The organism is Victivallis sp. (genome assembly GCF_048170485.1).
In the GTDB taxonomy this organism is placed as follows: Bacteria; Verrucomicrobiota; Lentisphaeria; order Victivallales; family Victivallaceae; genus Victivallis.
The window spans coordinates 1-12,500 of record NZ_DBEXAY010000290.1; the positions used below are offsets into that span (position 1 = coordinate 1).

The 12,500-nt window shown below is 64.3% G+C and carries 12 protein-coding genes; 6 read left to right on the plus strand and 6 right to left on the minus strand.

The features are described from left to right. From ACMLHG_RS14905 to ACMLHG_RS14925, 5 genes are all read left to right on the plus strand, one after another. A partial coding sequence (locus tag ACMLHG_RS14905; RefSeq protein ID WP_417171013.1) for a substrate-binding domain-containing protein occupies positions 1 to 905 on the plus strand: 905 nt, incomplete at its 5' end. A 46-nt stretch (positions 906 to 951) separates the two neighbouring features. Next, the gene (locus ACMLHG_RS14910) at positions 952 to 3,252 is read left to right on the plus strand and encodes a glycosyl hydrolase family 28-related protein (RefSeq protein WP_417171014.1); all 2,301 of its coding nucleotides are present in this window, start codon (positions 952 to 954) and stop codon (positions 3,250 to 3,252) included. Between the two features lie 117 nt (positions 3,253 to 3,369). Continuing rightward, entirely contained in the window at positions 3,370 to 4,185 is an 816-nt protein-coding gene (locus ACMLHG_RS14915; protein WP_417171015.1) for a DUF1559 domain-containing protein, read from the plus strand. Between the two features lie 109 nt (positions 4,186 to 4,294). Next, positions 4,295 to 4,801: an O-acetyl-ADP-ribose deacetylase gene (locus ACMLHG_RS14920; protein WP_417171016.1), complete on the plus strand. Its 507-nt coding sequence runs from the start codon at positions 4,295 to 4,297 to the stop codon at positions 4,799 to 4,801. Then, the gene (locus ACMLHG_RS14925; protein WP_417171017.1) at positions 4,798 to 5,661 is read left to right on the plus strand and encodes a radical SAM protein; all 864 of its coding nucleotides are present in this window, start codon (positions 4,798 to 4,800) and stop codon (positions 5,659 to 5,661) included. Before ACMLHG_RS14920 ends, ACMLHG_RS14925 begins: the two co-directional genes overlap by 4 nt. A 3-nt stretch (positions 5,662 to 5,664) precedes the next feature. On the opposite strand, the gene ACMLHG_RS14930 is transcribed toward ACMLHG_RS14925, so the two are convergent. After that, on the minus strand, positions 5,665 to 6,552 hold the full coding sequence (locus tag ACMLHG_RS14930) for a helix-turn-helix domain-containing protein (protein ID WP_417171018.1): 888 nt from the start codon (positions 6,550 to 6,552) through the stop codon (positions 5,665 to 5,667). 117 nt (positions 6,553 to 6,669) lie between these two features. Between ACMLHG_RS14930 and ACMLHG_RS14935 the strand changes: the two genes are divergently transcribed. Further along, positions 6,670 to 8,733, plus strand: coding sequence for a TIM-barrel domain-containing protein (locus ACMLHG_RS14935; protein ID WP_417171019.1), 2,064 nt, complete (start codon positions 6,670 to 6,672; stop codon positions 8,731 to 8,733). Between the two features lie 16 nt (positions 8,734 to 8,749). On the opposite strand, the gene pdxA is transcribed toward ACMLHG_RS14935, so the two are convergent. The 5 genes from pdxA to ACMLHG_RS14960 are packed head-to-tail and all read right to left on the minus strand — an operon-like array spanning position 8,750 to position 12,473. After that, complete coding sequence (gene pdxA, locus ACMLHG_RS14940; RefSeq protein ID WP_295811627.1) at positions 8,750 to 9,694, minus strand: 4-hydroxythreonine-4-phosphate dehydrogenase PdxA; 945 nt, start codon at positions 9,692 to 9,694, stop codon at positions 8,750 to 8,752. A 2-nt stretch (positions 9,695 to 9,696) separates the two neighbouring features. Further along, positions 9,697 to 10,392 (minus strand): FAD-dependent thymidylate synthase, encoded by a 696-nt coding sequence (thyX, locus tag ACMLHG_RS14945; RefSeq protein WP_294436671.1) that lies wholly within the window; start codon positions 10,390 to 10,392, stop codon positions 9,697 to 9,699. A gap of 50 nt (positions 10,393 to 10,442) precedes the next feature. After that, on the minus strand, positions 10,443 to 11,054 hold the full coding sequence (locus ACMLHG_RS14950) for an ABC-type transport auxiliary lipoprotein family protein (RefSeq protein ID WP_417171020.1): 612 nt from the start codon (positions 11,052 to 11,054) through the stop codon (positions 10,443 to 10,445). 22 nt (positions 11,055 to 11,076) lie between these two features. Next, on the minus strand, positions 11,077 to 11,772 hold the full coding sequence (locus ACMLHG_RS14955; protein WP_417171021.1) for a LysM peptidoglycan-binding domain-containing protein: 696 nt from the start codon (positions 11,770 to 11,772) through the stop codon (positions 11,077 to 11,079). Further along, positions 11,769 to 12,473 (minus strand): RsmE family RNA methyltransferase, encoded by a 705-nt coding sequence (locus ACMLHG_RS14960; protein WP_295811639.1) that lies wholly within the window; start codon positions 12,471 to 12,473, stop codon positions 11,769 to 11,771. The genes ACMLHG_RS14955 and ACMLHG_RS14960 overlap by 4 nt, the downstream gene beginning before the upstream one ends. Positions 12,474 to 12,500: the final 27 nt, after the last annotated feature.

Genomic DNA, 12,500 nt, shown 5'->3' on the forward strand with positions numbered 1-12,500 from the left:
AGGAGGGAGTGCTCGAACGCTTCCCCCGGCGCGGCGTCTTTGTGCGCAGCACCCCGGCACCGCGCGGCATCTGCCACCGGATCGTCTTCGTGCTGCCCGACGAACCGATCGGCGACCCCACCCGTGGCTTCATCCACTGGAACCGCTTTCTCGAATTCAACTCCGGGCTTGCCGAAGGGGCGCGCCGGAATGCGCTCGAACTCTCACTGCTGCCGGTCAGCCGGGTGCCGGAGCTCCGCAGCGACAGCGGGGTGCTCGCCGCCGTCATCGTCTCCACCGCCGGGTTCGGTTGCAGCGGTACCGGCGACCGTTATCTGCGCCACTTGCGGAAAAACCGGATTCCGGTCATACAGATCGGTCCGGAACCGCCCGCTCCCGGGGTGAACTGCATCCGGTACGACCGACAGGCAGCCTGCCGGCTGGGTGGGGATTTTCTCGCGTCAGCCGGATTCAGCCGGATCATTTTTCTTCGTTCTCACCCGGACGGGATGCGCAGCGGACTGATCCGGCAGCGGCTGACGGAGCTGGGGGCCGTTGTTGACAGCCGGGAGATCCTGCTCAGCGAGGAGATCGATTCGGCCGCAGCGGAACTGCGCCGGGAGTTTGCAGCGATGAAACCGCTTCCGGAGCTCTTCTACTGTGACCGGATGATCTATCCGCTGGTTCTGCTGCGTGTTGCGGCAGAGTTCGGCCGGGTGCCGGGACGCGACTTTCAGGTGCTGGCCTTCACCTGCCGCACCGCAATGGAGCACATTTCGCCCGAACTGGGCTACCTGCGGATCCCTTACTACGAGATGGGACTCTCCGCCTGCGAGCTGGCGCTCCGGCTCGACAACGATCCGGACCGGGTGGAGTTCATCGAACTGCCGGTGGAACTGGTGGCATTCCGCCCCGTTGCGAAATAAAGTTTTTTACCGAAACTGGTCCGAACCAGATGGGAGAGTAGGAACGATGACAAGATGGAAACAACAGCTCGGCGTAATATCGGTGATGCTCGCCCTCACCATGCATGCGGTCAATGTGCGTGATTTCGGAGCGGCGGGCGATGGAAACACCGATGATACCGCGGCGGTTCAGCGGGCGCTGGACGCGGCGCTGCGGACGGCGGACAAGGGGCGGTTCGGCCTGGCGCCGCTGGTTCCGAGGGAACCGCGCAGAAACCTGATCGGCGACAGCGGAACGCCCGAAGTGTTCTTTCCGGCGGGGGTCTACCGGATCACTTCGCCGCTGGTCGGCGGACGGATCGCCATGCTGCGCGGCGCGGCAGGAGCGGTCATCGAACAGACAGATCCGGCGGCGGACCTGCTCTATTTCGACGCGGGGCGGCGGCTCCGGATCGAAAATCTGACCTTCCGCGGCGGGAACTGCCAGTTGCGGCTGTGGACCCGCAACGGCGACATGTCGATTCTGGCGGTGGACCGCTGCCGCTTCGAAGGGGCAAAGGTGGCGTTCCGGACCGACTCGCTGGCGTTGCGCGGCAGTCCTCCGCAGAAGAAGGTTCCGCCGTACACGGTCCGGCGCGCGCCCGACGGCCGGGCGCAACTTGCGCCGCGTTCGCCGGAAAATCTCAAATGGATGTACAACTCGACGATCGTCTCTTTCACCGGCTGTGAGTTCCGCGACTGCCGCCGGGCGGTCTGGAGCCAGGTGGATTATCTGGTTCTGGAGAACTGCCGCGTCACTCCGGCGCGGGAGGCGGCCGCTTCGATTTTCTACCATCGCGGACTGGTGCGGGTCAACGAACTGACCGGGAGGGCCGATCCGGCTCCGGGGCGGAGCAGCGTCTGGTTCGAACTGGACCGGGATAGCGAAACCACCCCGCCCATCACGGCGGAAGGAGGGTACTGGAGCACCGGCAGCTACGCCTTCCGCAAACTTGACCTGGACAACACCGGGGAACGGGGGATGTGCGTGGTGCGGAGCAATTGTATCCCCCGCCGGTCGCCGCGGTCGATTCTGGTGACCGACAGTATCGTCAGGGCAGCGGGTTCGCCGGAAAACGGAATCATCCACATCGCGGCGGGAACGCATCCGAATCTTATGGTGGTCCGCAACGTCCGGGAGCGTTCCGGGCGGCCGGTGCGGGCGGTCTCCTACGAGCGGGAGCCGGAGAGCGCCGGACTGGCGCGGCTGCGCCACTACCGCGACACGCCGGTGACGGAGAACTATTCCATCGTGCTCGATGGCAACAGCGCTTCCATCGACAACCGTCTGCCGGAAGCGCTGCTCCCCTTCCGCGACCGCACCGTCGCCGTCGAAATTCCGCCGGAAACGCCGCGCCGCTCCCGGTCAGAAGCTGAGGAGAGCTGCCTCCCTGCAACCACGCTCAAACCCGGCCTGAAACAGGATCAGTCGGCCGAACTGCAGAAACTGGTCGATGAAGCTGCAAAGCGCGGCATGCACACGCTGCTGATTCCGGGAGAGCGCTACCGCGTGGATCGGACCATCGAACTGCCACCGACACTGCGCATCGCCGGGCGCGGGGTCGCGCTGCTCCATTCGGACAATCCGGAACAGATCTTCTTCCGCGGCAAGGCGGTACGCGACATCACCTTTGAAAACCTGAAATTTTCCGGCGGCAGAAGCGCGGCACAGCTGGAAACGCCGGGCAATGAACCGGTGCGGGCGGAGTTCGATTTCTGTGCCTTCTTCGGACAGACCGGCACCGCGGTGGAATTCCGTGCCGGGAGCGGGAAAACCGGGGAGCCGAACCAGGCGCGGCTTACGTTGCGCAACTGCCTCTTCCGTTGCCGACGCGGGGTGGACACCAATGCTGCAGAGAGTGAGCTTCGCACCTCGTGGTTCCATAACACGCCGGAGCTGAACGACTCCGGATTCCTCCTCAACCGCGGTGGGCGGATGGTGATGATCGCCAATCTGGGGATTCCAACCGCATTCGCCCCGCAGAAATGGAAGACTCTTCCGCAGGATGTATTCGGGCGAAATCTACGCTGGGTGGATAATTACGGCACACTCTATCTGCAGGACAACCGGTTCGGCGGAGAGTCCGCGGGGGGAATTCCCGCAGTCTTTCATCGCGTTTCCGGCGGGGAAGTTGTAATCGAAGGCGGCTACTGCAGCCATTACAATCCGACGACGATGCAGAGCGTGATCCACTTTGAAGCGTTGCCGGAGCGGCTGGTGATCCGGGAGCTGGTCACTCATCCGGACCGAGCTCCGGGAAAACGCCGCCTGCAGAGCGGACTCTCCGGCGGGAACGTGGAAATTTCAGGGGTCTTCGCCCGATACTGACCGGAAAAAAAGAGATCGAGATGAATTCGACAAAAGATAATCGCCTGTCACCGGACATTCCCCGGCCGGCCTCGAGAAAATGAACCGATAAAATTCAACATTGATGGAGGTTTCATCATGTCCCATCGCCTCTTGCTCACCACCGCATTCTCTTCCCATCCGGAAAAAGAGGCTTCCGCCACTGGCCAGCCCGCCTCCTCCGCCCCGAACCCGGCACCAGCACCCTGCCGGATTTTTACACTTATCGAACTTCTCGTAGTGATCGCTATCATCGCGATTCTCGCTGCAATGCTGCTGCCGGCACTGAACAAGGCGCGGGAGGCGGCACGGCAGGCGAGCTGCATAAACAACCTCAAACAGCACGGCACAGGCGTGACATTCTACCACGACAGCTATGACAACTACGTTGTACCATACCGGATGGGCGCAACGGCGGGGAGTGCAACGATGTGGCACTTCGCCAACAGTGCCTACGCCGACATCTTCAAGCGGTTTGACCAGGTACAATGGGACACCTCGGACAACAGCCGGGTTTTCCACTGTCCATCGGTTCCGCGCGGCATAAAATTCTACTATGACGACACCCAGACAGAGGAGCTGGCGCCGTGCAGTTACATGATAAACAGCGGCATCAGCTTCAGCATGAACCATCTTGACAACGAAACCTGCCCCCCTCGCAAGGTTTCCTCCTTCAAAAACCCGTCGCGTATTCCATATATTGTCGACGGACTGGGACCGGCGCAGTACGATTCGTGGCGGGTGGGAGTCTCCGATCCATTAGTGGTGATGGGTTCCGGGCCCAATCAGCGGAAAATCGACTATCGTCACAACGGCAAGGTTCTGATTCTCACGCTGGGCGCAAATGTGACCTCCACCAGTAATCTGCCCAAATCGGAGAAGCCGCCGGCGGGAGCACAGGATGTGCTGAAATAGCAGGAGGAGCAGGAGAAAAATTTCGTGCCTGCTTTTCCGATGATGGAAACCGTTCCGTTGCGATGATATATTATCGATGCAACAGGAAATTCCAGCAGGAGGACGACCCATGATGATCCGGGCAATCGAAGGCGACATCACAACTCTGGCGGTCGACGCCATTGTCAACGCGGCGAACTGTTCGCTGCTCGGCGGCGGAGGCGTGGACGGCGCCATTCACCGGGCCGCCGGGCCGGAACTTCTGGAGGCGTGCCGCAAATTCGGCGGCTGCCGGACCGGCGAGGCGAGAATCACCCCGGGCTTCCGGCTCCCGGCAAGATTCATCATCCACACCCCCGGACCGGTGTGGCACGGCGGAGACCGGAACGAACCGGAACTTCTCCGCAACTGCTACAACAATTCTCTGCTTCTGGCGGCGGAGGCGGAATGCCGCTCCATCGCCTTCCCCTGCATCAGCACCGGCGTCTACCACTACCCGGCCCGGGCGGCGGCGGAAATTGCCGTCACCGCGGCGCGGGAGTGGTCCGGTCCCCTGCCGGAAGAGGTGATCTTCTGCTGTTTCAGCGCCGGAGCACTCGCCATCTACCGGGAACTTCTGGAGCGGCAGGAAGCGTGAACTATCAGGAACCGCTGTTCCGGCCCCCCGCGGAGGCCGGGAGCCTGATCTTTCAGGTGGCATACGGCTGTCCGCACAACCGCTGCCGTTTCTGCGGCATGTACAAGCGTGTCCGCTACCGGCTCCGCCCGGAGGAGGAGGTTCTGGCCGAAATCGCCGACGCGGGACGCCGCCATCCCGGGACCGCGCGGGTCTTTCTCGCCGACGGCGACTGCATGGCGCTCCCCTTCGACCGGCTGAAACGGTATCTGGAAGCTCTGAATCGCGCCTTCCCCTCGCTGGCGCGGGTCGGCAGTTACGCCAACGGCAGTTCGATTCAGAACAGAACCGGCGAGGAACTCGCCGCCCTGCGCCGGCTCCGGCTCCACACCCTCTACCTCGGGCTCGAAAGCGGTTCGCAGGAGGTGCTCGATCTCTTCGGCAAAACCGAACAGGTCGAAGGGATGATCGAAGCGGTGCTCCGGGCACAGGCGGCCGGTCTGCGCCTTTCGGTGATGGTGCTCATCGGCCTCGGCGGACGCGCCCTGCGTCAACCGCACATCGAACGGACCGCCGCCGCCCTCAACCGGATGCAGCCGAGACTGCTTTCGGCTCTGCGGTTCATCCCGATTCCCGGCCTGCCGTTTCCGCCCGGCTTCGAACCGGTGACGGAGCTGGAGGCGGTGGAGGAGCTGCACGAACTCATCAAACGTCTGGAGCTCGACCACACCGTGTTCCGGGCCAATCACACCTCGAACCCGGTGCCGCTCTCCGGCAGGCTTCCGCAGGACCGGGAGCGGCTGTGCCGGGAGCTCGAATGCGAACTCGCCTCCGGCACGCTCGACCGGAACGGCCCCGGCCCCCTCCCCGTTGAACTGTGACCGTCAGGAGGGCCGGCGGCATTCCCGGCGGAAGGCGGTCGGCGTCTGATCGGTGTAGCGCCGGAATTCCTGGGAAAAATAGAACTGATTGCAATACCCGAGTTTCGCAGCGATCTCCTTGATGGAGAGATCCGTGTGCCAGAGCAGTTCTCGTGCCTGCTCCACCCGGCAGGTATTTCGATACTTCTGCGGCGAAATGTGCAGTTCCTCCCGGAAAATCCGATTGAGGTTGGTGAGGCTCATCCCCAGTTCGGCGGCGACCTCCTTCATCTCCAGCGGTTGGTCGAGTGCAGATTCCAGCTTCTGTTGCGCCTGCGCCAGCAAGGGTGCGTTCCGACGGCGGCTGCGCAGATTGCCGGAGAGCTGGAGCAGAAACTTGTATCCGGCGGCGAGCAGTTCCGGAATTTCCTCTTTATCTCTGCGTTCGAGCAGAGACCTCATCGTGTCGATACTCTCAAAGAGCGGCGCAGGCTCCCCGACATACTGCATGGTGAAGCGATCCAATCCCAGCGTGGTGCAGATCGATTCCAGGTGAGGACCGGCGAATTCGACGACCAGTTTGCGGTAGCCCCCGGTGGAAAAGGTGTCGAACGAGTAACTTGTCCCCGGCGGAATCAACAGCACCATCCCTGGTTCCAGCAGATATTTGCGCTCTCCATGCCGGTACATCAGCCGCCCTTCCAGCACCAGAGAGACGATCATGAACCGGCAGAACTCCTCCCGGAACAGAAACCGGTTGGCGCGGTGCGCCTCCTCCACCGTAAACGGATAGAATGGATAGAAATCGCCCTCCATGAAATTCCGGCTGCCGGCAGAGCGAATCCGGGCCGCAAAATAATCCCCCTCATGATGATACCGATGTTTTGCGTGATTGCTCTGTTCCGCCGCCATGGTCGAAATCCATATTCAATCTGGTTGTTCCATGCATATTTTATCACGGGAAACAGTTGTTTCAAGCCATCCCCGGTGATATATTGAAAAAAACAGAAACACAGGAGTCGATCCCTCATGGCAATGCATTGCGAAATTCCGTTTCCCGGTATCCGAAAGCTCACCTTCGGCGAACCGGAAGATTGCGTCCCCTCCGCCCAGCCCTACCGGAAAGCGCCGCTCGCCGACGCGATCGCCGAACTGCCGGAACCGGAGACCGCCCCGTTCCCACTCGAAGAGATCCGCTTCACCCTCTCCGCCCGCGGCTGCCGCCTCGAACTGCCGCTCCGGCCGGGCGAGGATCTCTACGGCTTCGGACTCCAGCTTAAAAGCCTGCGCCAGACCGGGAAGAAGCGGACGCTCCGGGTCAACAGCGACCCGGTCGCCGACACCGGCGACAGCCACGCACCCGCACCGCTCTACTTCTCCACCGCCGGGTACGGCGTCCTGCTGGACACCGCCCGCTACGCGACATTCTACACCGGAGGAAACCTCCCCTTCTCCCGCCGGAAAGCCGCCGCCTCCGCCGGTGACATCAAGCTCACCGAGGAGGAACTTTACGCCTCATCCGGCGCGACGGCCCCGGTCATCGCCGAGGTTCCCGCCGCCCGCGGCGTCACACTCTACCTCTTCAGCGGCCCCACGCTGCTCGACGCAGTGCGCCGTTACGTGCTCTTCTGCGGCGGCGGCTGTCTGGTGCCGGAGTGGAGCCTCGGCAACTGGTACCGCGCCTGCGGCACCGCCACCGAAGCCGGAGTGGCCGGACTCGCCCGCGAACTGCGCGAGGAAAACATTCCCTGCGACGTGCTCGGGCTGGAACCGGGCTGGCAGTCGCACGCCTACTCCTGTTCACTGCGCTGGAGCGAGGAGCGTTTCCCGCACCGCCGGGAGCTGATACATTCCCTGCGCGACGCCGGATTCCGGGTCAACCTCTGGGAACACGCCTTTCTCCACCCCACCTCGCCGCTCTACGAACCGATGGCGGAGTATGCGGGCGAATTCGAGGTGTGGCAGGGGGAGGTCCCCGACTTCACGATTCCGGAGGCGGCGAAACTCTTCCGCGACTATCACGCGGAGGAGTTCACCCGGCAGGGCATCAGCTCCTTCAAGCTCGACGAGTGCGACAACTCCGACTTCATCCGCAGTCCATGGTCGTTCCCGGAGTGTTCCCGCTTCCCCTCCGGCTGCGACGGCGAACAGATGCACTCGCTCTTCGGGCTGCTCTATCAGCAGACGATCCTCGACGCCTGCCGTGACGCCGGAATCCGCACCTGCGGGAGCGTCCGCAATACGCACGCCTTCGCCCCGCCGATGCCCTTCGTGCTCTACAGCGACCTCTACGACCACCGGGACTTTCTGCGCGGCGTCGCCGGGTGCGGCTTCTCCGGCATGCTCTGGACCCCCGAACTGCGCCACGCCCAGTCGCCGCGGGACTACCTGCGCCGCCTCCAGGCGATGGTGCTCGCGCCGCAGATGCTGATGAACATCTGGTCGATGCCCCACCCGCCGTGGCGACAGCTGGTCCGCGAACGCAACCTCGCGGGGGAATTCCTCCCCGAGGCGGAACAGCTCCGGCTCAAAACGCTCACCCGGAAGATTCTGGAACTTCGCATGGGATTCATTCCCTGCCTCTACGCCGCCTTCGCCGACTACCATTTCCGGGGGATTCCGCCGTTCCGCGCGCTCGCGATGGAGTGGCCGGAGGATCCCCGGCTGCGGGAGGTCGATCAGGCGTGGATGGCCGGGGAGAATCTGCTCTGCATCCCCTTCACCGCCGACGAGGAGGAGCGCACCGTCCCGCTCCCGGAAGGCGGCTGGCGCGACTACTACACCGGTGAGCTGTTCCAGGGCGAAGTCACCCTCCGCCCGGACGAGGAGACACTGCCGATTCTGGTGCGCGAAAATTCGATCGTTCCGGTCGCCCGGCCGGTCACCCACGTCACCGACGGCATGGTCTACCATCTGGTGTTGCGCCTTTACGGCAAAACGCCCCGGCCCGCCCGGCTCTACGCCGACGACGGCTGGAGCTTCGGCTGGGAGAACGATCCGGAGCACTGGGGCGAGGTGCGCGCCGACGGCACCGCCTCAACCTCCCTCTCCGGCCGGTACCGGGTCGACGCGGTCGAAGAGATCGGCCGCTGATTCCGGAGCGGCCGCGTCAGGAGATGCGGCGGAGCGCAAGTTCGATCGCCGCGTAGAAACTGCCGGTGTCGGCCACCCCTTTCCAGGCGATGTCGAACGCGGTGCCGTGGTCGGGACTGGTCCGCACCACAGGCAGACCGAGCGTCGAATTGACGCCGCGGTCGAAGGCGAGCATCTTGAAGGGGATGTGCCCCTGATCGTGGTACATCGAGACGATCCCGTCGTAGCGGCGGCGGGTCTCCTCGATGAAGAGCGTGTCGGGCGGGAACGGCCCGTCGATGTCGATCCCCTCCGCCCGGAGCGCAGCGAGCGCGGGCTTGACCGTCTCCTCATCCTCCCGGCCCATACAGCCGTTTTCCCCGGCGTGCGGATTGAGGGCGGCGGCGGCGAGCCGCGGATGAGCGACCCCTTCGCGCCGGACCACCTGATCCAGCAGCCGGGTCACGTCGACGATCCGCTCGAAGGTGACCTGCCGCGGCACCTCCGCCAGCGGAATGTGGGTGGTGACGAAGACCATCCGCAGATCTCCGGCCGACTGCATCATCACGAAATTCCGGGTGCCGCACAGCTCGGCAATCCGTTCAGTGTGCCCGGTGAAGGGGATTCCGGCCAGGTTGACCGAATACTTGTTCATCGGGGCGGTGACCAGCGCCCCCGCCTTCCCGGCGAGAACGTCGAGCGTCGCCATGGTCAGCGCGTCGTAGGCGAGTCTGCCGCAACGCGCCGAGGCTTCCCCGATCGTCAGCTCCGCGAAGGGAAGAGTTCCGGCGGCGCAGACCTCCGGCAGGAGGCCGCCGCTCCACCGTTTCGCCGCCTCCGCGAGGATCGACGGTTCGCCGTAGAGGCGGAACTTCACCCGCCCGGCGAACCGGGGATCGGCCGCGGCGCGCACCGCCAGTTCCGGACCGATTCCGGCGGGATCCCCCGCCGTCACGGCGATGACCGGCAGGTCGGATTTCATCGTCACCACTCCTGCCCTTTCTTCATGAAGTAGGCGGCGACATTGGGCACGATCGGCTTGATCAGCGTCTTGATCGCCTTCGCGTATTCGCGGATCTCCGACTGGGCGTGATCGCTGTCGCGCAGTTCGAGGAAGTGGAGCAGATTGCCGAGATCAACCGTGCCCCAGAAGGTGACCATCATGTTCTGCGGAAGCACGCCGCGCGCCTGTTCGCGGCAGACGCCCGACTCCAGCAGATGCTCGTAAAGTTTCAAACTGGCGCGGTTGTGCGCGTCGATCTCCGCCTTGAGCTCCTCGCCGCCGAACGAGGGGTCGAAATAGGAGGCCTGCCGGTTGTCCTCCGACTGGCGGCGGAGGGTGCCGGGGGTGTAGAACTCCATGTCGATCTGGGTGTAGCGGCGCGAAATCTCATTGTAGCTCCAGGTGCGATGGCGGTGCCACTGCCCCCGCACGAAGAGCGGGCAGTGCACGCTGAAGGTGAAAACGACATGCTCGAGCGGGCTGGTGTGGCGGTTTTCAATGAGGTAGTTCAGAAGCCCGATATCGCGCTCATCCATCGTCTGCTTGAGCTTGCCGAAGGAGACCCGGGCGGCGTTGACGATCGTCGTCTCCGTGCCGAGGTGATCGATCAGGCCGACCCATCCCTGGCCGTCGAGGACTTTCACATGATTGGCTGGCGGTACGTTGAGATGTTCCATTCTCTTGCTCTCCCGTTGGCCGCGAGGGCGGCCGCTTTATGTGTTGACTGTTATTTCGTCTTCGTTTCGTTCGTTTCCGGAGCCGGGGCCTTCTCCCCCGCCTCTTTCAGCAGCTCCTGCACCAGCATTCTGGCGGCGGCGGCCGACTTCTCCACGGCCGCCGACATGGCCTGAACCGCCGTCGCGGGAGAATCGTCCCGCATCGGAACCTCATAAAATGCATCCCGTTCCAGCCGGCCGCCGTCGGAGAGGCGGGCCGAATAGTTCACGCCGACCACCGCCCGCTTCCGTCTCCGGTCGAATTCGAACCGGTAGACGGTGCCGCTCAATCGAACCACTTCACTGTTGCCGCGCACCTCTTCCGGGTCCGGCATCGCCGCCCGGAGCCGCCGTTCGATCAGCAGTTCCGGGCTGACCAGCCAGCGGTTGTACTCGTCGGTCAGCATCCGGTCGTTCTCCTCCCGGACCAGAAAACGCCGGTCCGCGCCGGAGACGTTCCGGAACACGCCGAAGCGCACCGGCACCGGCAGCGGCGCAATCTCCTCCGACGGCGGCTGAGCCAGATCATACTCCGCCGGCTCCACATACTCCGGCCCCATCAGAGCGCACCCCGCCGCCGCGAACAGCGCCGCCGTCAGCATCGTCATGACAACTTTCTTCATACTCTCTCTCCGCAAATTCATCCTACCGCGCCGGCGGAATCCGCAGCGTCTGCCCGACCCGCAGACCGGTGGCGCTGTTCAGCTGGTTCGCCTCCAGAATCAGCCGGTATTTCGAGGCCGAGCCGTAGAAGCGGCGGGCGATTCCCCCCGGCGTATCCCCGGCCCGGACCGTATAGAACTGCTCCGTCTCCACCGGCTGGGGCCGGGCCGGAGACGGCGGCGCGACGGGAGCGGCCGGAGCCGCACTCCGGACCTGCGCCTTCTGCCGGTCCATGATGTAACGCTTGAGAAAACCGATCTGACGGCGCAGCGCGGCATTTTCCTGCGTCAGCCGCTCCAGTTCATCCGCCGGAGGCGACGGCAGCTCTTCGCGCGAGAGTTCGCGCAGGAGCTTCGCCCGCGCCATCCGGCAGTACCCTTCGACCGTCTGCCGGTCGGAGGAGTCGGGCGCCAGCGCCAGATAGCGCCGGTAGAAGTAGAGCGCCGCCGCTGGATCGGCCAGCGCCTCGTCGTAAAGGGTCGCCAGCGCGAGATTCGCCTCCGGCGCATCCGGACGGCGTTCGACCAGCCGCCGGTAGAACCGTTCCGCCGCCTCGGCATCCCCTTCCCGGCGGCTGCGGTCGCCCTGCACCATCAGAGGATCCCGGCGAATGTCCCCGTCGCCGCATCCGGCGACGAAGAACAGCAGAAGGAGCGGCAGAAGGACAATCGCTCTCATCGCTCCGCCTCCCCGGCCATCCGCTGCCGGAGCACCGCAAGTCCGCAAACCGCCGCCGTCTCCAGCCGGAGCACGTAGGGGCCGAGGTTGAGCCCGCGGACCCCGGCGGCGAGAAACGCCTGCTCCTCCTCCGGAGTGAATCCCCCTTCCGGGCCGACCAGCCAGGCGAAATCGCCCCCGGCGGTCTCCTCCCGGGGTGAAGCCTTTCCGGCGTCGACCGCGCCGAAAAACGCCTGGATCTTCCGAGCCCGGATCTCCTCCAGCGCCTCCGACGGCTTCACCATCGGCAGAATCCGGGGGAGAAACGGATTTTTCGACTGCTTGCACCCTTCGCGGAGCAGAGTTTCCCAGCGTCCGCTCCCCTCGGGCTGCGCCACCGACCGTTCGCAGTGGAGCAGACGGATCGACCAGACCCCCAGTTCCGCCGCCTGCTTGAGCAGCACATCGAACTTCGCCCGGCGCGGCACCGCGCAGTAGAGATGGAGCCGCCTTGCCGGCTCCGGTTCGCGGCGACGCTCCTGAATCACCAGCGTCCGGCGGGGTTCCACCCGGGCAACGGCAACGAGACCGCACCCGTCGAAGAGCGCAACCTCGTCGCCCGGCGCCGCCCGGAGGGTCCGGAAGAGGTGGTCGAACTCGCTCTTTTCGAGCTCCGCCGCCTCGCCCGGCGCAGGGATGGTTTCACAGAAAAATGTACGCATGAAAAATCCGTATCTGATTGTCTCGCC